The organism is Chitinophagales bacterium, assembly GCA_020635995.1.
In the GTDB taxonomy this organism is placed as follows: Bacteria; Bacteroidota; Bacteroidia; order Chitinophagales; family UBA8649; genus JAFMKE01.
On sequence record JACJYS010000009.1, the window covers coordinates 1 to 22164 of the forward strand.

The following is a 22164-nucleotide window of genomic DNA, read 5'->3' on the forward strand; positions in this document are numbered from 1 at the left end:
GTTTCGCAAAGTACTACTACTTTCCCTACAGATTTATGGGTGCCCAGTACAGCCTATGTTAAGCCCCAAAGAGGACTGCAAGCATCTTTAGGTTATTTCCATAATTTTAAGGATAATACTTATGAAACTTCTGTAGAGGTTTACTATAAAAAACTTTGGAATCAAATAGAATATGGAGAAGAAGCTATAAAATCTGACGGAACAGACAGAGATACGGAAGACCAATTTGTGTTTGGAACAGGACAATCTTATGGTGCTGAGTTTTTTGTGAAAAAGAAATATGGCAAATTCAATGGCTGGATAGGTTATACTTTAGCTTGGACAGAAAGAGATTTTCCTACTTTAAACAAAGGCGAAAAATTTTGGGCTAAATACGATAGAAGACACGATTTATCGGTAGTATTAATTTACGATATTACCAAAAGAATAAAGCTAAGTGCCACTTTTGTGTATAGCAGTGGACAAAATACCACAATAGCCGTACGTAGATATTTTATTAATGGCGAACTTAGAGCAGATTATGGCAAAAGAAATGGATATAGATTGCCTGCTTATCATAGATTAGATGTGGGTTTTACTTATGTGCTGAAAGATAATGAAAAGCGTTATTCTGATTTGAATATATCTATTTACAATTTATACAGCCGAAAAAATCCGTACTTTTTTTATGATGATATAAATAGTGAAGTTAAAACAGATGCCAATGGTAATGTAATAGGTTCAACATTTGAAGTACAGACTAAACAAGTATCCTTGTTTCCAATTTTGCCGACACTTTCATGGAATTTTAAATTTTAAAGATGAAAAAGATATTAATTATAATAACAATAGCTTTATTAACAGGAATATTAGTTACATCTTGCGAGAAAGACGTATTTCTTGATGTAGGCGATGTAGAAGATTTATTAGTAGTGGAAGGTTATGTACTAAAAGGAGAAACACCTTTTGTGCTTTTAACCAATAGTTTTCCTAATGGACAAACAATAGATTTAGATAGTTTATTTTATAGTGGCAATGCTACGGTTAAAGTAACAGACCAATCGGGTATGGAAGTAACTTTAGCCAGAAGAACAGCTAATGAACTTACTACTGTTCAAAAGGCTTATTTATCAGAGCAGTTTTTGCTTGACCCTATAATATTATATTTTATCCCTGTTTATATTGACACCTCTAACACTATAATGGGAATAGAAAATGGCACTTATAATTTAAGTATAGAGTATGAGGACAAAACATTAACAGCCAGTACTACTATTCCGCCCTTACGTCCTTTAGATTCATTAACTTACGTGAAAAAAGAAAATTTTGATTCTTTATACACCGTTTTTATTCATTTAAGAATGACGGGTTCCGGAAATTATGTACGATACTTAACAAAAAGAAACAGCGAACCGTTTTTTCCACCGGGCACAACGGGAGCTAATTGGAGCGATGCTACTTTTCAAGGTGCAGAAAGTTTAACTTTACCAATAGAAAGAGGTTATCCTTCTATTTTGGTAAGAGATTCATTAGGCAATTTACCACCGGGCGTAGAAGAAAGACCAGATGATATTTCGGAATTAGGGGCATTTAAGTTGGGTGATACAGTAACTGTAATGTGGAATAATATAGATAGAGAATCTTATTTATTTTGGAGTAGTATAGATGCTGACGGGGGCGATACGCCTTTTAGCAGTCCTGTAAAAGCACTGACAAATGTTACAGGTGGTTTAGGTATTTTTGCCGGCTACAATCAAAGTTTTTATACTACGGTTATTATAGAGTAGTTTTTAGTGGTGGTACTTGAAAAATGCTCAATAGATAATACCAGTCCTAATCGGTTTGAAATGCAATTCGTCTAAGTCTATTAATGGAATGTTGAGTTTTTCCGCAATTTTTGTAGCCAAAGTAGTTTTTCCACTTCCTGTAGTTCCTACAATATAAATACGCATTATTTAGTAAACTTAGATTTTAGCTTTCGTTCCGTGGTAATAATTGGAATAATAGCAAATATAATATTAAGAGCTATAGCTAAAAGCCAAGCATATACCGGATTGGAAAAATGAATAAAAGTTAGTACGGTAGTAAATAAGTATATGGTTTGAAATAAAAGAAACTGTTTGGCTGAATATTTTTGTGCAAAATCCCATACTTCTTGTCCGTTTTCCATAGAACGTGGTGTTCTGTAGCCTATTAGTCCTATTGTTTTAGGTGGGTAGAACAGCATTACAACTGCCATTATTATAAAAAAGGGAGTTGATATTAAAGGAATAAAAATAAATGGTTGAAGTATTATGTTTTCTAAAATATCCATTAAATACTCTTTTTTATAGCGTTTATTACCGCCACTATATCATTTTCTGTTACAGCACCCATGTGACCCACTCTAAAATATTGCTCTTTTATTTCGGGGAGTAAACCGCCTGCTACTATAATATTATTTTTGGCTAATTTTTTTCTAAAATCATTGCCGTTTACGTGAGTAGGGTAGTACACTGCCGATAAAGTATTAGCCGTATGCTTATCTTTAGTGGGTACGTATTTAAAACCCAGCTTTTTTAATTCAGTCCTAAATAATGTAGCCAAATTTTTATGTCTGGCAAATCTGTTTTGTAAACCTTCCGCCAGTATTTGCTTTAAACTAACTTCTAAAGCGTTTATTAAATTAACGGCAGGTGTGCCAAAATAAGAAGGTCTTCTTTCTTGGTAAGCTTTCATTATAGGTAGCCAATTAGCAAAATCGGCATAGTAATTTTGAACAGGAGTAGTTCTGTTTTTCCATACATTTATTGCTTTTTCAGAGGCTACCAGCAAAGCTAAACCCGGTGGCACGCCTATAGCTTTTTGCGAAGCGGTTAAAACCACATCTATTCCCCATTCTTCTTGAGCTATTTCTTCGGCAGCTACAGAACATACACCATCTAAAACAGAAAGAACATTGTATTTATTAGCTATAGCAGCAATGTTTTTGGCATCCGTTAGCACGCCTGTTGAAGTATCTACGTGAGTGATAGATATTATTTTATAAATACCTTTTTTTAGTTCATTTTCTATTGTGTTTAAATCTATAGTTTCGCCTATTGGCGTTTCTATTATAGTAGTTTTTGCTCCATATCTATCAAAAATATCTTTGTATCTTTTGCCAAAATATCCCGTAGAAAGTACTAAAACCTTATCTCCTTGCTCTGTAATATTTGCAGCAGCCATATCCATTGCCAAAGTGCCACTTCCTGCCACTATAAATGCTTGCCCTGTAGGTGCTTGCCATATTTTTTGTATCATATCTAAGCAGTTGCCAAATGTTTCTATAAAATTTGGAGCAACATGGCTGGCTGTTTTTATGCTCATGGCTCGTAGTACTTCCGGTTCAAATTCTATAGGACCCGGAATCATTAATAAGTTTCTATCTGTCATTTTTATTTGTCTTTAATCTCTTATCTAAAAATCTAATCGTCTAACCGTCTATCTATCTAATTGTCTATACATCTAACTATCTATCTGTCTAACAATCTAATTCAATTCCGGTCTTTCAGGCAGGTTAGCTAAGTGTTGATACAGTTCGCCCATGTTATTCATTATTGATTTCCACAGGTTTTTATCTTCATTATATATGTATTCGGGTTTGCTTTGGCTTATTATCCAAGAGTTTTCTATAATCTCTTTTTTAAGTTGGTCAACACCCCAACCCGAATAACCTAAGAAAAATCGTATTCTTTTTTGAGCTTCTTTATTAGTAGCAAGTTTTATTTGCAACGCTTCATAATCGCCACCCCAATAAATATTGTCTGTTATTTTTAAAGCTCCTTCAAGTTCTAATGAATTATCGTGCAAAAAATACAAGGTGTCATTTCCTACAGGACCACCATAATATATAGTATTGTCTATAGCACTTAAGTTATCCACAAAATCGGCAAGTTTGTAAGTAGTAGGTTTGTTTAAAATAAAACCAAAAGAACCTTCTTCTCTATTATGTGCACAAACAAAACATACCGTTCTTTTAAATACATTGTCATCCATAAAAGGTTGAGATAATAAAATAGAGCCGGGTTCTATTTTTTTTCTAATTTCCTTAGTATAATCCCATTGAAATTTTTCTAAATCCTTTTTATACTTATTCATTTGCACAAATTTAATACATATTATTAAAGAAAAGAGTAAAAGTGGGTATTGTCTATTTTAGAATAATATAAACCTGAGTTAGATTAATATTTATAAGAACAGGCATTGAATAAAATGAAAAAGGCAAGGCGTGAAAGTGAAGATTTATCGGGATAAATCAAGATTTCACAACGAAGCATTTTTTATTTTAGCAATGAGCAATAGTATAAAAAAGTCTTTTTATGCTATTTTTTTATTCATTAACGCTTCATGGCAGTAATCTACTTCCTAAAAATACTTGCAAAACTTGTCTGCCTATGGCAGATAACCCGCTATGTGTGCAGTATTTTTAGTTGTATCTCACTACCCCCAAGCGTTCTGTTCCATAAAGATTAACCGAACTCAGGTTGTAAAATAAATAATTGTTGAAAGATTATTTCGTTATTAATTTCTTTATTGTAATTTTGCACTTTCAAAAATTACTTCAACAAGTAAATTATTTAAAAAACATGAGTAAAAACATATTCAGTATTAACTCAAAACTCGCTTTTAGTTTTTTATTTTCAACATTATCGTTATTGTCTTTTGCAAGCCCTATAGAGCCGTCAAGCACCACTTTAATTTTTGGTTTGTTTGCCGGATTATTAGCCTTAGTGGTTTTTATTGTAGGTTTGCTAAGCGATAGCATAATAAAATTACTTTCTAAAAAAGTAGAAGGTGCTGAAACTACAAGTTTGTTTAACTCTTTTAAAAATTATTTTTTAGGGAGTGGACAATCTAAAAAAAAAAAGTCGGTTAACGGAAAAAGCATAAGCTTAAAAGAAGGGTTTGACATTAAATTAAGTGGCAATGCTCGTAATGATTTTAAAAAATACGAGTCTAATTTATATGCCGTTAAGCCAACCGATTTTGTCGGGTTAAAGCCAATTCCTAAAATGTTGGTTAAAGAAGGTGCTACAGTAAAAGCCGGAGATGCCTTATTTTATGATACCGGTTTTGAAGGTGTTAAATTTGTATCGCCAGTTAGTGGCAAAGTAAAGGAAATACGAAGAGGTGCTAAACGTGCCATTACCGAAATTATAATAGAGGCAGACGCTAAAAACGAATACAAGAAATTTAATACCAATGTATCTTCAAGAGAAGATATTTTAAATTTATTGGCAGAAAGTGGCACTTTAGCTTTATTTATAGAAAGACCTTATGGAATAGTTCCAAGTTTAAATCATACGCCTAAAAGTATTCATGTCTCATGTTTTGATACAGCCCCTTTAGCTCCTAATTACAATGAAATATTAAATAGATTAAACAAAAACGATTTCCAAAAAGGAGTTGAAGTGCTTTCTAAATTGACCGATAATGTACATTTAAACATTACAAACAATACAGATAGCAGTTTGTTAGATAATATTAATGGAGCAACTGTAAATATTGTAAACGGACTTCACCCGGCAGGAAATGTAGGTATTCAAATACACCACATTAGCCCAATTAACAAAGGAGATATTGTATGGACTATTCAGCCAGAGGATGTAGCCGTAATAGGTAAATTATTTAATGAAGGTATTTATAGCCCTAAAAGAATAGTAGCTTTAGCCGGAAATGTATTAAAAGAAAGAAACTACGTAGAAACAACACAAGGTGTTAATATAGCAGGTTTAATTAAAGATAATCTTAAAAATGAAAATTCTCGGGTTATTTCCGGAGATCCATTATCGGGAACAGCAGTAGGCAAAGACGGATTTTTAGGATTTTATGACAATCAAATATCCGTAATAGAAGAAGGAGATGAATATGAGTTATTTGGTTGGCTAATTCCTTCTTATGCTCGTCCAAGTTTATCGCCTACTTTTCCTAAAAGCAAAACTTATGATGTAAATACCAATACTCATGGCGAAAAAAGAGCTTTTGTGGTAACAGGAGAGTATAAAGAAGTATTGCCAATGAATATTTATCCTCAGTTTTTATTCAAATCTATCATAAAAGAAGATTTTGAAGAAATAGAAGGATTAGGAATATATGAATTGATAGAAGAAGATGTTGCTTTGTGTGAATTTGTTTGCACATCAAAACAACCATTGCAGCAAATTTTAAGAACGGGATTAGATTTTATTCGTTCACAGAGTTAATAATAATTACTTTAAAATAAATAAATAGATAAAGAATGAAGTTTATTAGAAATTTCATGGACAAAATAGAGCCGGATAAGGCTAAAAGTCCTTTTCTGCATACACTTTGGGACGGTATGGATACATTTTTTTATGTTCCTAATCATGTAACAAAGGGTAGAACACATATTAAAGATGGTATGGATTTAAAACGTACCATGATTCATGTTGTTTTAGCTATGCAGTTTGCCTTTTTAATAGGTATGTATAATATAGGACATCAACACTATTTTTCATTAGGCATGTACCCGGGTTTCTTTAGTGGTTTTTTCCAAAAACTAATCTTTGGAGTTTTACAATATTTGCCTACTATAATAGTAGTGCATATTGTGGGCTTGGGAATAGAGTTTTTGTTTGCTGCTAAAAAAGGACACGGTATAGAAGAAGGATTTTTAGTATCGGGATTTTTAATTCCGTTAATAATGCCACCTGCTACGCCACTTTGGATAGTAGCTTTAGCTACAGCATTTGCAGTAGTAATAGCTAAAGAAGCATTTGGCGGTACAGGAATGAATGTTTTTAACGTAGCCTTAGTAGCTCGTGTATTTGTGTTCTTTGCTTTTCCTTCAGAAATATCGGGAGATGAAGTGTGGGTAACACAAGATTATACATGGTTGCACAAAGGTTTTAATGCTTTTGCTTCTTTATTCGGAGCATCTGATTTCTTTAGTATTCACAATGGAGCTACATTAGTAGATGGCTGGTCGGGAGCTACGCCATTATCTTTAGCAGCTAAAGGTGGCTGGGAAAGCGTGCAGGCTTATGCTGTAACTATAGGCGGTAAGGTTTATCATCCTTATTCTACTTCTAATTTACTTTGGGGAAATGTACCAGGTTCTGTAGGAGAAGTTAGTAAAATAGGAATTATTTTAGGAGCAATATTTTTAATTTTCTCAAAAATTGGAAGTTGGAGAATAATGTTATCCTTAGTATTAGGAGCAGTGTTTATGTCTGCTTTACTAAATATAGTTAACAGCATGTATGCCAATGAGTTAACTAATGCTTTCTTAAGTGTTCCTTGGTATTATCAGTTTACAATGGGAGGTTTATTATTTGCTATGGCATTTATGGCTACAGACCCTGTTACCGCAGCAGGAACAAGCACCGGCAAGTGGATATATGGATTTTTAATAGGTGTAGTAGGTATAATAATAAGAGTATTGAACCCAGCATATCCAGAAGGCTGGATGTTGGCAATATTGTTATTAAATGTATTTGCCCCACTTATAGACTATATGGTTTTACAAAATAATATTAAAAGGAGGTTACAACGTGCCTAATTTGAATACAAACTCAAACGGATACACACTTGGCTTTTTAGCCATAATGGTGGTGGTAGTAGGTGGTGCTTTAGCATTAGTTTCTAGTGCATTAAAACCTACAATAGATGCTAATGTATTATTAGATACTAGAACGAAAATAATGAAATCGCTTTTAGCACTTTCTGAAGAAGATGAAAGTAGTAAGCTAACAGCTAATTTTGTTAATAGTGAGTACGAAAAAAATGTAAAAGCTTATTTAGTTGACTATAATGGTGATGTTGTAGAAGAAAAAATACCTGCAACTTACGATTTTAGAAAAGAGATGAAAGATGCTTCAAAACCATTAGAAAATAAACTATTTCCTGTATATGAATATACTAATAATGGTGAAAAAACTTATGCATTGCAAATGTTAGGTTTAGGACTTTGGGATGAAATTAATGGTTATATAGCTTTGAAAGAAGATAAAAAAACTATAAAAGGTGTGGCTTTTGACCATAAAGGAGAAACCCCGGGCTTAGGAGCAGAATTAGTAAAATATAAATTTAGAAAACAATTTTTCAATCAAAGTTTATTTGATACTAATGGAAACTATGATTTTGTAGTTTACAAAGCAGGAAAACTACCAGCCAATGGAAAAGGTGTGGATGGTTTAGCCGGAGCCACTTTAACAACTAATGGAATAGACGCTATGGTAAAACATACCGCAGAGATTTATAAAAACTTTTTAAATAAATAATCAATAAAATGAGTGATGTTAATACAAAAAAATTAATAACAGATCCATTAAGTGATAATAATCCTATTACTGTTCAAATATTGGGTGTATGCTCAGCTTTAGCTGTAACTGGGAATATTGCCAATGCATTAGTTATGGGTGTAGCGGTTACTTTAGTAACGGCTTTTTCAAACTTAACTATTTCATCGTTAAGAAATTATATACCGGGTAGAATAAGGCTTATAGTCCAGTTAGTTGTTATAGCGGCTTTAGTAACCTTAGTAGGAGAGGCCTTAAAAGCATTTGCTTATGATTTAAGTAAAGAACTTTCGGTTTATATTGGCTTAATTATTACCAACTGTATAGTAATGGGACGTTTAGAAGCCTTTGCTATGGGAAATAAGCCATTGCCTTCATTTTTAGATGGAATAGGAAATGGCTTAGGATATGCAGCTATTTTATTAATTGTAGGTACTATAAGGGAATTATTTGGTACAGGTTCTTTGTTAGGATTTACATTTTTTGGAGAAGAAGCTTTTCATAATATCAGCTTCTTAAAACATGGCTTTTTCCATGCGTTTTTCCACAATGGTTTAATGGTTTTACCTATAGCATCTATATTTATTATAGGTATCATTATTTGGATACAAAGAAGTAAAAATCAAGAATTAGTAGATATATCTTAAGATAAATTGATAAAAAAGTAAAAGAAATTTCAATGGGAGATTTAATAAACATATTCGTAAAATCAGCTTTTGTAGAGAACATGATACTTATCTATTTCTTAGGTATGTGTTCTTATTTAGCGGTATCTAAATCTGTAAAAACAGCTTTAGGTTTAGGAGCGGCAGTAATATTTGTATTGGGTGTTACAGCTCCGGTCAATTGGATAATTAGAGAAAACTTATTAGTAGAAGGAGCGTTATCGTGGATAAGCCCATCTTTAGAAAATGTAAGTTTAGAATTTTTAGGACTAATTATTTATATTGGTGTTATTGCAGCCATGGTACAATTAGTAGAAATGGTTATAGAAAAATTTTCACCTTCATTATACCTCTCTTTGGGTATCTTTTTACCATTAATAACTGTAAACTGTTCTATTTTGGGAGGTACATTATTTATGATAACTAAAGAGTACAACTTAGTAGAAAGTTTAGTATTTGGTTTAGGAAGTGGATTCGGATTTTTCTTAGCTATAGTTTCTTTAGCCGCTATAAGAGAGAAAATTAGATACTCAAATATTCCGGCACCATTAAGAGGCTTGGGAATGGCATTTATTATTACAGGCTTAATGGGTTTAGCTTTTATGGGCTTAATGGGAATAAAACTTTAATTTTTAAATTTTAAAAGTAACAGAAATGTTTTTAGCAATAGATTTTGTTTTTTTAGTAGCAAGTGTTATAGTATTTATGTTTATACTTATGGTTTTAGCAGGAGGTTTACTTTTTGCTAAATCTAAGTTAGTATCTGACGAAGATGTAACTATAACCTTAAACGGAGGGAAACAAATAACAACAAAACCGGGTTCTTCATTATTAAATGTACTTTCTGGAGAAGGTATATTCTTACCTTCAGCTTGTGGTGGTGGTGGCACATGTGCTATGTGCAGATGCCATATACCAGAAGGAGGAGGCGATACTTTACCTACAGAAAAAAACCACTTTACAAGAAAGCAAGTAGGAGAGAAATTGCGTTTAGCTTGCCAAGTTAAAGTAAAAAACGACATGACGGTAGAAGTGCCGGAAGAAGTATTTGGTGTTAAAAAATGGGAATGTACAGTTAATTCAAACTATAATGTGGCTACATTTATTAAAGAATTTGATGTACAACTACCGGAAGGCGAAATATTAGAGTTTGAAGCAGGTGGTTATATTCAAATAGACGTACCTAAAATTACTGTAGATTTTAAAGATATGGATATTACTGCTCATCCTAAGTATCATGATGACCCTAAAAAATTCCAAAAAGATTGGGATCATTTTAAAATGTGGGGTTTGAAAATGGTAAATACCGAAGAAGAATTTAGAGCTTATTCTATGGCTAATCATCCTGCCGAAGGAAATAAAGTAATGTTAACCATACGTATAGCCACACCGCCATTTAAGTTTAAAAATGAAGGTGGAAAAAGAATTTGGGACGGTTATCAAGCTGTAAATCCGGGAATTTGTTCTTCGTACGTTTTTTCAAGAAAACCTGGCGATAAAGTTTCTATTTCCGGTCCTTATGGAGAGTTTTTTATAAAAGATACCGATGCAGAAATGCTTTATATAGGCGGTGGAGCAGGTATGGCTCCTATGCGTTCTCATTTATACCACTTGTTCCATACTTTAAAAACAGGAAGAAAAGTTACTTTCTTCTATGGTGGTAGAACTAAGCAAGAGTTATTTTATATTGAAGAATTTAGAGAAATAGAAAAACAATTCCCTAATTTCAAATTTGCCATAGCTTTAGATAATCCATTACCGGAAGATAACTGGACATTAAAAGAAAATTTAGACGATCCTAATGGAGATGGCTTTAAAGGTTTTGTACACAATGTAGTAATTGAGCAGTTTTTAAGTAAGCACGAAGCTCCGGAAGATTTGGAATTGTATTTCTGTGGTCCTCCAATGATGAACCAGTCAGTGCTTAAAATGGCTGATGATTGGGGAATACCAAAAGAGCAAGTATTCTTTGATGATTTTGGTGGTTAATTTCCAAAAAAAACACTATAAAAAAGTCCCGAAATAGTCGGGACTTTTTTATTATATTGTATCCAAAAAATAATTTCACATACTTTTATAAAACCACCCCTTTTCCCCTCCTTTTCAGGTGGGGGAACATTATGGAATGTGAAATTATTTTTCAGACTTTATATAAATTATGTGAGTTCAGGATAAGTTGAAATACAACACATTGAATCACTATGTCTTTGCGAAATTTTATGAAGAATGAATAAAATTGAAGCAATCTAAGGTTATCTGTGTACTTTTTATTTGATTTTTAATTAAGTTTACACTAAATAAAATTATGCATCCACTACTTATTATTTTAGAAATATTATATGTTCTGTTTGTAATAGGAGTGTGCCTTAAAATAATTTTTGATACCGACTCTCCGTCAAAATCCATAGCCTATATTCTATTTATAATTATAGTACCTATAATTGGCGTAGCTTTTTACTTTGCCGTAGGTTTTAACTATAAAAAGCATAAAATTTATTCTAAAAAAATTATTTCCGATAAGAAACAATTTGAAGAAATAAATCAAAGAATTATAGATTATACAAGTGTTTACAATAATATTTTTGAGCAAGAGTTTGACTCCGCTTATACAGGAATAAGCAAAATGCTGTATAACGATACAGGAATGCTAAACACTAAGCATAATGAGGTGCAACTGCTGGTAAATGGCGAAGAAAAATATCCCGAACTGCTCAGCTCACTTAAAAATGCCAAAAATCATATTCATATTGAATATTACATTTATGATAATGATACTATAGGCAACGAAATAGCCGATATCTTAATAGCAAAAGCTAAGGAAGGATTAGAAGTTAGAATGATTTATGACGATTTTGGTAGTAATAAAATCAGACGAAAATTTGTGAAAAGGCTAAAGGAAAATGGAGTAGAAGTTTATCCTTTTTTTAAAATATTGTTTATAAATTTTGCCAACAGATTAAACTACAGAAACCACAGAAAAATAGTGGTTATAGATGGGCATATAGGTTTTGTGGGAGGCATAAACATAGCCGATAATTATGACAATACAAGAAATAACAGCTATTGGAGAGATACACATTTGAAAATTGTAGGCGAAAGTGTTTCATTTTTGCAAAGTATTTTTATTGCCGATTGGAATTTTTGTTCCGGTAAGAAAATTGAAATAAAAAATGAATATTTTAATCTAAGTGAAGATAAAAGTAAGCAAGAAACTTGGACACAAATAGTTCCCAGCGGCCCCGATTCAGAAAATCCTGCTATATACTATACCTACTTGCAAGCACTGCATATAGCTCAAGAAAAAATACTGATTACAACACCTTATTTTATTCCATCAGTAGATTTTATAGCCGCACTTAAAATGGCAGTTTTAAGAGGAGTTGAGGTTATTTTATTAATCCCCGGAAAAGGAGATTCGCTTTTTGTAAACATTGCTTCTCAGTCTTTTTATGAGGATTTATTAAAGAATGGCATTAAAATTTTTAGGTATAAAAAAGGATTTGTTCATGCTAAAACCATGGTGGTAGATGATGTGCTTTCTTTAGTAGGAACAGCAAATTTAGACAACAGAAGTTTTAATCTAAATTTTGAAATAAATGCCTTGGTTTATAATAAAGATTTTGCAATGAAATTGGCTAAAACATTCTATTCCGATTTGGAAAACAGCTATGAACTGACTTACGATAGATGGCTAAACAGACCATTTTACATTAAAATATTTGAAAAAATTTCTAAACTCTTCTCGGCATTATTATAATATGAAAAAAGCAGTGTTAATATTAGTACTTTTAGTTTGTGTTTTGACTTGTAAACAAGAGCAAAAAAAGTATCAAACAAATCTTGAAATAGAAACCATGGGTACGTGGGGTTCTATAAAACTTATTGATACTGTGGCAATTGATTCGGCAACTGTTTTAAATGAAATAAACCAACTGCTAATAGATGTAAACAATAATTTTAGCACTTACATAGATACCTCATTAATTTCTAAATTTAATAGCTCAGATACGGGAATGGTAAAAGTAAATGCTGAATTTATTAAACTATTAAATAGCTCAATGGAATATATGAATAAAAGTAATGATGCTTTTAATCCTAAAGTAATGCCTTTGGTGCTTTATTATGGTTTTGCTAAAGATAATGGACATATTCAAATAGATAGTAGTTATATAGATTCTTTAGTACATGAAATAAATGGCGATTTGAGCGAAGAAGTAGTTATTGACGAAGAAAATGAAGAAATTAAAAAACTAAAAAATATTCAATTAGATTTTTCAGCTTTTGCTAAAGGCTATGGTGTAGATGCGGTTGCAGAATATTTATTAAGCAAAGGATATTCTAATTTTATGGTTGAAATAGGTGGAGAAGTGCGAACGCACGGCAAAAAAGCAGACGGACAAGCTTGGCGACTAGGAATAGAAAAACCGGATGAAGAGAGCAGAAGTATTTTTACGGTTATAGAGCTTAATAATAATGCAATGGCTACCTCCGGAAACTATAGAAATATAAGAATACTGGAAGACGGAAGCAAAATAGTGCACACTATAAACCCTAAAACGGGTTATTCTAAAATGTCTAATTTGCTAAGTGCCACCATTATAGCAGATAATTGTATGACTGCCGATGCGTATGCTACAGCATGTATGGTTATGGGTGTAGATTCTTGCTTTAATTTTGTATTGAAGCATAAAGAGTTAGAATGTTATTTAATATATGCCGATAGTAATGGAAATTTAGAATTTAAAGCAACAGATAAAGTAGTGGAAATGATAGTTGAGTAATTTTTGGTACTTATAACTCTGCCTTAACGATATTAAATTTTAATAAAAATGCAACTCTCCATATAATTGGTTCAAAAATTGTAATAATTTAGCCAAATAAATAAAACACCATGTTTAAAAAAATATTAATTGGCTTCCTTATTTTCTTTGTACTTTTAATTGGAGCTGTAGTGGCTATTCCTTTTGTGTTTAAAGACCAAATTAATGCCAAAATAAAAGAACAAATAAACAAAGAACTAAAAGCTGATGTTGACTATACTTCTTACGATTTAAGCATCATAAAAAGTTTTCCCGACCTATATTTTACCCTAAATGACTTAACCGTGGTGGGTAGAAATGATTTTGCAGGCGATACTTTGGCTAATGTAAAACAAATTGGTTTTGGTTTAGACCTTATGAAATTAATTAAAAAAGAAGGTTTAGAAATGAAAACTATTCATTTAGAAAAACCTCAAATATTGGCTTACAGTATGATTACCTCCACGGGAGATACCATTGCTAATTACGATATTTTGCCTACAAGTGAGGAAAAAGCAGAGCAAGACGACACTACAAGTTTAATAGACATTAATGTTAATGAACTTACTGTATCGGAAGGGAAACTCTTTTATAAAGATTTTGTGGCTCAAAATGAAATTTTGATTAATAATTTAAACTTAACGGCAAAAGCAGACTATATAAAGGATGTAGCAGATGTAGAAACAAAACTAACCATAGACGAATTAAGTTTTTTAAGTGGAACTACGCAATACCTTAACAAAGCTAAAATAGATGCTTTTATGGATGTAGAAGCCGATTTACCTAACAATACTTACACTTTAAAAGATAATGAGCTAACTATTAATGCATTAAAGCTATATGCTAATGGAAATGTTAGTTTGCCTGATGAAAATACAACTTCGGTAGATTTAAAATTCTCGGCAGATAAAAGTAATTTTAAAGAATTGTTGTCTTTAATTCCGGCTGAATATTTAAAAGACTACCAAAACTTAAAGGCTGACGGGAATTTCACTTTTAATGGTTTTGCTAAAGGAAATATTACCGAAACGGAAACACCCGCATTTGATTTGAATTTAAGTATAGAAAATGGGAAAATTCAATATCCCGATTTGCCTTCTGCTATTGAAAACATAAACCTAAGTGCTAATGTAAGCAATAAAACAGCTAATTTAGATAATACCAATGTAAATGTGCCAAATGCAAAATTTAATGTAGTGGGGCAGCCTATACAAATGAGGTTAAACGCTCAGCATGTTTTAGCAGATCCTTATGTAGATTTGGCAGTAAAAGGAAGTTTACCTTTAGAAAAAGTACCTGATTTTTATCCTTTAGAAGATGTGAAAACTATAAAAGGAAATGTAGATGCCGATATTACTTTTAAAGGATTGTTAAGTGCCGTAGAGCAAGAAAAATATGAAGATGTAGATTTTACAGGTTTATTGGATATAAAAGGTTTGCAATACGAAGCCAAAGATTTGCCTTCGGCTGTTAATGCAGATGAAATTCATTTGAATTTTACCCCAAAATATGCCGATTTTACCGCTAAAAATACCGTATTAGGAGCTTCTGATTTTAATATTACCGGAAAACTTGAAAATATTATTAATTATGTATTGTCAGACGGTTTACTTACCGCAAACTTAGATGTTGTTTCTAATAAAATAAATGTAGATGAGTTATTAGGAAGCACTACAGAAGAAACTACAGAAACTGCCGGCACAGAAGCGGAAAGTGGAGCTACAAAAGTGCCCGCAAATTTAGACGTAGTAGCCAGTTTGAAAGCCAATCAAATAGACTATGATAATATAGAAATGAAAAATGTGAACGGTAGCTTATTAATGAAAGACGAGAAGCTGACTTTAAATAATTTGAATGCTAATTTAATGGGCGGAACGGCTAAAATATCTGGTGCTTATGACACTAAAAACACCAATAAACCAAAATTAGATTTAGATTGGGATATTAATAATTTTGATATTCAGCAAACATTTAATCAGTTCAATTCTGTAAAAGCTTTAGTTCCTTTAAGTAAATTTTTAACAGGTAAGTTTAGTACAAATATGGATTTAAACACCATGTTAAATGAAGATATGAGTTTAGATTTAACTGCTTTGTCCGGATTAGGTAAAGTAACTATTCCTTATGCCACTTTTGCAGATATGCCACTAATGAATCAAATAAGTGATGTAACAAAAGTTCCTTTTTTAAAAAATCCAGAGCTTAAAAACGCTTGGACAGTTTTGAAATTTAGAGAGGGTAGAGTAGATGTAGAACCTTTTGATGTAAAAATGCAAGATATTTTAATGAATATACAAGGAAGCAATGGTTTTGACCAAAGTATAGATTATACCATAGCACTTACTGTTCCTTCCGATAAGTTTGGAGGTGCGGCAACTATGGCAAACCAATTTTTGGCCAAACAAAATATTCCATTGTTAAATTTAAGTGTTCCTAAAAGTTTAACTTTCCATTTGGGTGTGGTAGGAGATGTTACCAAGCCAAAAGTTACAATAAAAAAAGTAACTGCTGAAGATGGCGATAAAGCACTACAAGACCAAATAAAAGAAAGCATACAAAACGAACTAGATAAAGCTAAGGATCAAGCTAAAGAACAGGCTCAAAAAGAACTGGACAAGGCAAAAGAGCAAGCACAGCAAGAAGTAGATAAAGCCAAAGAGCAAGTGAAAGAAAACGTGCAAAATGAGGTAGATAAAGCTAAAGAACAAGTAAAAGACCGTATTAATAAAGGTCTTGGTGGGTTTGGTTGGTAATGACTATCATTTACAATCAACCTATTGCTTTCAATAGAGTATCTTCTACTATTATTAACAATTTATCGGGAGTATATTTTCGCCAGTGTATTTCATCTAATATTTTATTGTGATGCAAATACATCAATATTTCTGTTTCTTGCATTTCTCTTAATACGTGTTCATTAAAGTTGAGCAGAGCTATCCAGCCACCTTCATCTATTATGTCGTCATACCATTCAACGTAATAATCGTTTTCTTCAGCATGAAAATTTAATACATTTTCGCCAATCAAAATAAACCTATAAATTCCTTCGGCTATTAGTTTGTCAATAACATCTCGCTTTAAAAACATAATATCATTATGTATGCTGTCGTTCCATTCGCCTATCATTTCTATTACGCAATAGCCTTCGTCATAATCGGCAAAAAGTATTTTTATAAAGAGGGTAGGCGAGCTTATATCGTCCCACTGTGGATGTATAATGTGGTTGTATATAGCGTGCGTATATTCAAATTCAGAGTATTCTCTACCATAAAAAGGCGAACGTTCATCTTCTTCTGCCAAGTATAAATCTCTCCATTTCCAATATGGTTCTATGTTGTGCATCTATTTAATTATTAATTTTTTAATTACAAATTTATTTTTATTGCTTTTTTTGAATACTGCCTATTATTTTTTAAGAATTCCTCTATTTAATTAAGAATTTTTCATTTATAATTCCTAATTCTCTCTATCGCTTTCTTCACACTATTTGTTTGTTTTAAAGTTTTTTCGGCAGTTTCAAAACTACACTTAGTAGCATCTTGCACCATTTTTATGCCTCTTGCCACCAGTTTATCATTGCTTAGTTGCATATTTACCATTTTATTGCCTTCTATTCGCCCCAGCTTAACCATAATGCTGGTACTTATCATATTTAGTATCAGTTTTTGAGCCGTACCGGCTTTCATTCTGGTACTTCCTGTTACAAATTCTGGCCCCACAACGCATTCAATAGCCATTTGTGCTGTTTTAGCTAACACAGAATTTTCATTGCACACTATACAAGCATTGTTTACATTGTTTTCATTGCATTTTTCTAATCCACCTACTACATAAGGCGTAGTACCCGATGCGGCTATACCTATCACAAAATCATTTTCAGATATCTTGTGTTCTTTTAAATCTTTCCAAGCCTGAGCAGTATCATCTTCGGCAAACTCTACCGCTTTTCTTATAGCTTTATCTCCTCCGGAAATTAAACCGACTACTAAACTATGAGAAACGCCAAAAGTGGGTGGACATTCGCTGGCATCTACAATGCCCAATCTGCCACTGGTGCCGGCTCCTATATAAAAAAGTCTTCCGCCTGCTAACATTTTATCCGCAACGGCATCTGCCACTTTTTCTATTTGAGGTATGCATTTTTCTACTGCTAAAGCCACTTTTTTATCTTCATTATTAATGTTGTAAAGAAGTTCAGCGGTTGTCATTTTATCAATATCATTGTAAAGCGATTCTTTTTCTGTAGTTTTCATGAGTACAAATTTCATAGATTTTCTTTAATGAATAAAGTAATGTCTTATTTTTGTATGAATAAATTATTATAAAAATGAAAAAATTAGGTTTTATTGCTCTGTTATTTTTAGTTTTTGTTTCGTGCAAAACACAAAATAACAAAGTTGAAAATAAAGAAGTAAAAACGGAAGTAGTAACTGAAGAAGTAATTAGCAAAGTAGTAAGTCAAGATGAATTTAAGCAGTTGATGAGTAGCTTGCCCAACTATCAATTAATAGATGTTAGAACTCCGGAAGAAATAGCCGAAGGAAAAATAGACGGAGCTTTAGAAATGAATTTTTACGATAGTAATTTTAAAGAGCAATTGGCTCAATTAGACAAAGAAAAACCTGTTTTAGTATATTGTAGAAGTGGCAATAGAAGCGGTAAGGCGGCTAAATTAATGAACGAAATGGGCTTTAAACAAGTTTATGATTTAATAGGCGGATACAGCGAATGGAAATAATCATTTGCAGATAATTTGTCTATAAATCTGAAATTTAAAAATCTAAAAAATGATACATTTAGTTGAGTGTCCAAGAGATGCCATGCAAGGAATAAAACAGTTTATTCCTACAGAATTAAAAGCAAAATATATAAATGCATTGCTTAAGGTGGGCTATCATACTATAGATTTTGGAAGTTTTGTATCGCCTAAAGCCATACCTCAAATGGCAGATACAAAGGAGGTGCTTAAGCTTTTAGATTTATCTTCAACACCATCTAAATTATTGGCAATAGTAGCTAATGAAAGAGGAGCTAAAGATGCCGCACAGTTTGAAGAAGTTTCTTACATTGGCTATCCTTTTTCTATTTCTGAAACTTTTCAGCTTAGAAATACCAATTCTACAATAGAAGAATCTTTTGAGAGAGTAAAAAACATTCAAGATATATGCTTGAGAAATAACAAAACATTAGTTGTGTATATTTCAATGGGATTTGGAAACCCTTATGGCGACCCGTACAATAAAGAAATAGTGGTTAAGTGGATAGAAAAGTTAAGTAAGTTAGATGTAAAAATTATTTCGCTTTCCGATACTGTTGGTTTAGCTCAAGCCAGCACTATTGCGTATTTGTTTGATAATTTAGAGCCTACATTTCCTAAAATAGAGTTTGGAGCACATTTGCACACCGCTCCACACAATTGGCGAGAAAAAATAGATACCGCTTTTGAGCATGGTTGTCGCAGATTTGATACAGCCATATTTGGCTATGGTGGTTGCCCTATGGCAAAAGACGATTTAATAGGCAATATGGCGACAGAGCATTTTGTTAATTATTTTGGCGTAAAAACTATAGGCAACAATTTTAATATTGAAGCTTTTGAAAATGCTATGAGAATAGCTAAAGAAGTATTTTAAAATGGACATACAAAAAAACACTTATGCACTTATTAGTTTTATACTAATTATTGTTATTCTGTACTTTGGAAAAAGTATTTTAACACCAATAGTTGGAGCATTTTTAGCATGGTTTATTATTAAAGAAATGCTTTATTATATAGATAAAATAAGGTTTGGCAAAGTTAAAATACCCCGTTTTATACAAATAACTTTAGCATTTGCTATTGTGTTTTTTGCTTTGTTTTTTATAGGTAATATTTTAGGTCATAATGCGGAAAGCATACAAAGAAATTTACCTAAATATCAGCAAAACTTAAATGAAATATTAGCCAATAATTCTTTGCTACAACGCTTTAATATCAACGATTTTTTTCTGAAAAATATAGAAAAAATAAATTTTGCAAGTTTGGTGGGTACGGCTATAAATTCATTGAGTAGTATGTTTAGCAGTGCAGTGCTTGTAGTGTTGTATTTAGTGTTTATTTTTTTAGAATCAAACACTTTTAAGCAAAAAATAGATGCCATATATTCTAATGCAGACGAACAGAGTAAAGTAGAAAATATTTTAAATACCATAGATTTTTCATTAAGTAAATATTTGTCCTTAAAAACGCTGACAAGTGCATTAACGGGTGTTTTAAGTTTTATAGTATTGTCAATAATAGGTGTAGATTTTGCTGTTTTTTGGGCATTTTTAATATTTCTGTTAAACTTTATTCCTAACATTGGTTCTATGATAGCCACAGCATTTCCTGCAATTATGGCTTTGGTACAATCGGGAAATTTAGTAATGCCATTAGTAGTGCTTTTAGGAGTGGGAGCAGTTCAGCTATTGGTGGGCAATTTTATAGAACCACGTTTAATGGGAAACTCATTAAATGTAAGTCCACTTGTGGTATTAATAGCCTTAGTTTTTTGGGGCTGGCTTTGGGGAATTTTTGGTATGATAATGAGTGTGCCTATTACCAATATGATAATAATAGTGTGTGCACAGTTTAAAGAAACCAAATGGATAGCCGTGCTATTGTCTTCCGATGGAAACTTGCCTAAAAGTAAGAAGCGAACATGAAATGTGTAAAAATAAAAAAATGTCATCCTGCAACTTGCCTGCCTATTGGCTGGAGGCAGGAATCTTATGTTTAAATAAACAGATAGCTATATTGTAGATTATGAAATACAGACGATTAACACCACAGGAATTAGAACCTTTAAAAGAGGAGTTTTTAAAATATTTATTAGTAGCCAATATTACTCCCGAAGCGTGGGAAGAACTTAAAAAGCAAGATAATTTACAGGCAGAAAAACACATAGATACTTTTAGCGATTTAGTGTTTGATAAAATACTAAAGGACATCACATTTGTAGATGTAATAAACGAAAATAGGATAGAAACATATCAGTTTTTAAAAGAAAAAGCCTTGGTTTATATTGTAGAAAACAAAGAGCAAGGTACTCAAAACCTTAAAGAATTGGAATGGAGTAAATTGAATATAGAATCTGTAGAAATAAGTAAAGGCGAAAAAAACATAAAAGAAAACCGAGAAGCAGAAGTTTTTAGAACGCTACAAAAAGAGAATGCCACTATTAGTATGGGAGAAATTTTTAAGAGAGTGGTTTTGATGTTGGTTGGGTAATATTTTACTCAAACAGTGCACTTCCTACTCTTACTAAAGTGCTCCCTTCTTCAAGTGCTATTTTATAATCGCTACTCATACCCATGCTTAAGATGCTAAAATTATCTTCTTTAAGATATTCCTTTTTAAGCATTTCAAAAATACTTTTTAATTGCTCAAATTCTTTTCTAATTTGATTTTGATTGTCGGTAAAACTTGCCATGCCCATAATACCCCTAATCTTAATATTATCAATTTCTATGGTTTTTAAATCACTCATAAAAGCATCTATATTTTCTGGGGCAGTGCCATATTTACTTTCTTCTTGTGCCACATGAAATTGCAATAAACAATCAATGGTTTTATTTACCTTTTTGGCTTCTTTATTTATTTCTGAAAGTAAACGTATGCTATCCACAGAGTGAATTAACTTAACAAAAGGAACAATATATTTAACCTTATTTCTTTGTAAATGTCCTATGAGATGCCATTGAATATTATTAGGTAAAAGTTCTTTTTTCTCTAATAAATCTTGAACCCTGTTTTCTGCAAAAACATGATAGCCAAGCTCGTAAAGTTCTGACACTTCCTCTATGCTTCTTTTTTTGGTAACAGCCACAAGCTGAGCATTATACCTTTTGCAAGTATTGTCTATTTCTTTTAAAGCTTGTTTGTTAACCATGTTTTTATTTTCTACTGCAAAAATAGGTATTAGTCTGAAACAATGGAAAAACAATTATTATCCGTAAAGATATTTATGAAGTATTTTACATTAACTTTTCTTTAGAAGAAAAGTTACAAAAGAATCGCACTAAGTTTTCAGCGACCCATTATAACCTCAACTCCTAAAAATCAAAAACTCATCACTCTGTTCTTCAAACAGTTTAATTTTTTACGGAGTTTTCGGTTAATGGGTGCCCCGCTTGCAAACTTAAGGTGCACTTTTTATCTGACCTTAATCAAAAATACGTTAAGAAATGATGTAAAACAGACATCCAAAATGAATGAAATTATAAAACAGTAAACAGACAAATTAGTATGCTTCTACAAATAAAAATACTTTAGGAAAAATGAAGTTGAGCATACATTAATTTGTCCTCGTCTGTTTTATAGCATTTTAGTGTTTTTGATTACAGTCTTGACCCCTGCCTGCCGGCAGGCAAGTTTGGTTACCTTTGTGTCAAGACAAAGGTAAAAAGAACATAAAATTA

22 protein-coding genes are annotated in these 22164 nt (G+C 32.1%); 15 read left to right on the forward strand and 7 right to left on the reverse strand.

Annotation, left to right across the window (positions count from 1 at the left end):
• Together H6578_11460 and H6578_11465 are read left to right on the forward strand one after the other, a co-directional pair.
• Window positions 1–798: TonB-dependent receptor (locus H6578_11460; GenBank protein MCB9227767.1), on the forward strand; the 798-nt coding region annotated here is incomplete at its 5' end.
• Between the two features lie 2 nt (window positions 799–800).
• Window positions 801–1766 carry a DUF4249 family protein gene (locus tag H6578_11465; protein MCB9227768.1) on the forward strand — a complete coding sequence of 322 codons (966 nt, stop codon included), beginning with the start codon at window positions 801–803 and terminating at the stop codon, window positions 1764–1766.
• A gap of 27 nt (window positions 1767–1793) precedes the next feature.
• Here the strand turns inward: H6578_11465 and H6578_11470 are convergent, their stop codons facing one another.
• The 4 genes from H6578_11470 to H6578_11485 form a co-directional block, all read right to left on the reverse strand.
• Window positions 1794–1934 (reverse strand): AAA family ATPase, encoded by a 141-nt coding sequence (locus H6578_11470; protein ID MCB9227769.1) that lies wholly within the window; start codon window positions 1932–1934, stop codon window positions 1794–1796.
• On the reverse strand, window positions 1931–2293 hold the full coding sequence (locus tag H6578_11475; GenBank protein MCB9227770.1) for an SdpI family protein: 363 nt from the start codon (window positions 2291–2293) through the stop codon (window positions 1931–1933). The genes H6578_11470 and H6578_11475 overlap by 4 nt, the downstream gene beginning before the upstream one ends.
• Window positions 2293–3393, reverse strand: coding sequence for an alanine--glyoxylate aminotransferase family protein (locus H6578_11480; protein MCB9227771.1), 1101 nt, complete (start codon window positions 3391–3393; stop codon window positions 2293–2295). Before H6578_11480 ends, H6578_11475 begins: the two co-directional genes overlap by 1 nt.
• 96 nt (window positions 3394–3489) lie before the next feature.
• On the reverse strand, window positions 3490–4098 hold the full coding sequence (locus H6578_11485; GenBank protein ID MCB9227772.1) for a YqgE/AlgH family protein: 609 nt from the start codon (window positions 4096–4098) through the stop codon (window positions 3490–3492).
• A gap of 488 nt (window positions 4099–4586) precedes the next feature.
• Between H6578_11485 and H6578_11490 the strand changes: the two genes are divergently transcribed.
• The 9 genes from H6578_11490 to H6578_11530 all read left to right on the forward strand — a co-directional run bounded on the left by H6578_11490 (window position 4587) and on the right by H6578_11530 (window position 16478).
• Window positions 4587–6203 (forward strand): Na(+)-translocating NADH-quinone reductase subunit A, encoded by a 1617-nt coding sequence (locus H6578_11490; GenBank protein MCB9227773.1) that lies wholly within the window; start codon window positions 4587–4589, stop codon window positions 6201–6203.
• A 35-nt stretch (window positions 6204–6238) separates the two neighbouring features.
• Window positions 6239–7522 carry an NADH:ubiquinone reductase (Na(+)-transporting) subunit B gene (locus H6578_11495; GenBank protein ID MCB9227774.1) on the forward strand — a complete coding sequence of 428 codons (1284 nt, stop codon included), beginning with the start codon at window positions 6239–6241 and terminating at the stop codon, window positions 7520–7522.
• A 1-nt stretch (window position 7523) separates the two neighbouring features.
• On the forward strand, window positions 7524–8243 hold the full coding sequence (gene nqrC, locus H6578_11500; GenBank protein MCB9227775.1) for an NADH:ubiquinone reductase (Na(+)-transporting) subunit C: 720 nt from the start codon (window positions 7524–7526) through the stop codon (window positions 8241–8243).
• Between the two features lie 8 nt (window positions 8244–8251).
• On the forward strand, window positions 8252–8908 hold the full coding sequence (locus H6578_11505; GenBank protein ID MCB9227776.1) for an NADH:ubiquinone reductase (Na(+)-transporting) subunit D: 657 nt from the start codon (window positions 8252–8254) through the stop codon (window positions 8906–8908).
• A gap of 32 nt (window positions 8909–8940) precedes the next feature.
• A complete protein-coding gene (nqrE, locus tag H6578_11510) occupies window positions 8941–9555 on the forward strand; it encodes an NADH:ubiquinone reductase (Na(+)-transporting) subunit E (protein MCB9227777.1) in 615 nt (204 codons plus the stop codon).
• A 25-nt stretch (window positions 9556–9580) separates the two neighbouring features.
• Complete coding sequence (locus tag H6578_11515; protein MCB9227778.1) at window positions 9581–10915, forward strand: NADH:ubiquinone reductase (Na(+)-transporting) subunit F; 1335 nt, start codon at window positions 9581–9583, stop codon at window positions 10913–10915.
• 316 nt (window positions 10916–11231) lie between these two features.
• Window positions 11232–12683: a cardiolipin synthase gene (cls, locus tag H6578_11520; GenBank protein ID MCB9227779.1), complete on the forward strand. Its 1452-nt coding sequence runs from the start codon at window positions 11232–11234 to the stop codon at window positions 12681–12683.
• A gap of 1 nt (window position 12684) precedes the next feature.
• Window positions 12685–13707, forward strand: a complete 1023-nt coding sequence (locus H6578_11525) for an FAD:protein FMN transferase (GenBank protein MCB9227780.1) — start codon at window positions 12685–12687, stop codon at window positions 13705–13707.
• Between the two features lie 110 nt (window positions 13708–13817).
• Window positions 13818–16478: a hypothetical protein gene (locus H6578_11530; protein ID MCB9227781.1), complete on the forward strand. Its 2661-nt coding sequence runs from the start codon at window positions 13818–13820 to the stop codon at window positions 16476–16478.
• Between the two features lie 16 nt (window positions 16479–16494).
• Here H6578_11530 and H6578_11535 read toward each other — a convergent pair whose 3' ends face one another.
• Entirely contained in the window at window positions 16495–17067 is a 573-nt protein-coding gene (locus H6578_11535) for a hypothetical protein (protein ID MCB9227782.1), read from the reverse strand.
• 101 nt (window positions 17068–17168) lie between these two features.
• Window positions 17169–17993 (reverse strand): N-acetylmuramic acid 6-phosphate etherase, encoded by an 825-nt coding sequence (gene murQ, locus H6578_11540; GenBank protein MCB9227783.1) that lies wholly within the window; start codon window positions 17991–17993, stop codon window positions 17169–17171.
• Window positions 17994–18052: 59 nt separating this feature from the next.
• Here murQ and H6578_11545 point away from each other — a divergent pair, with 59 nt between their 5' ends.
• The 4 genes from H6578_11545 to H6578_11560 all read left to right on the forward strand — a co-directional run bounded on the left by H6578_11545 (window position 18053) and on the right by H6578_11560 (window position 20974).
• The gene (locus H6578_11545; protein ID MCB9227784.1) at window positions 18053–18463 is read left to right on the forward strand and encodes a rhodanese-like domain-containing protein; all 411 of its coding nucleotides are present in this window, start codon (window positions 18053–18055) and stop codon (window positions 18461–18463) included.
• A 49-nt stretch (window positions 18464–18512) separates the two neighbouring features.
• Window positions 18513–19358: a hydroxymethylglutaryl-CoA lyase gene (locus H6578_11550; GenBank protein ID MCB9227785.1), complete on the forward strand. Its 846-nt coding sequence runs from the start codon at window positions 18513–18515 to the stop codon at window positions 19356–19358.
• 1 nt (window position 19359) lies between these two features.
• The gene (locus H6578_11555) at window positions 19360–20409 is read left to right on the forward strand and encodes an AI-2E family transporter (protein MCB9227786.1); all 1050 of its coding nucleotides are present in this window, start codon (window positions 19360–19362) and stop codon (window positions 20407–20409) included.
• 100 nt (window positions 20410–20509) lie between these two features.
• Window positions 20510–20974 carry a hypothetical protein gene (locus tag H6578_11560; protein ID MCB9227787.1) on the forward strand — a complete coding sequence of 155 codons (465 nt, stop codon included), beginning with the start codon at window positions 20510–20512 and terminating at the stop codon, window positions 20972–20974.
• A 4-nt stretch (window positions 20975–20978) separates the two neighbouring features.
• Here H6578_11560 and H6578_11565 read toward each other — a convergent pair whose 3' ends face one another.
• Window positions 20979–21635: a YggS family pyridoxal phosphate-dependent enzyme gene (locus tag H6578_11565; GenBank protein ID MCB9227788.1), complete on the reverse strand. Its 657-nt coding sequence runs from the start codon at window positions 21633–21635 to the stop codon at window positions 20979–20981.
• Between the last annotated feature and the right edge of the window lie 529 nt (window positions 21636–22164).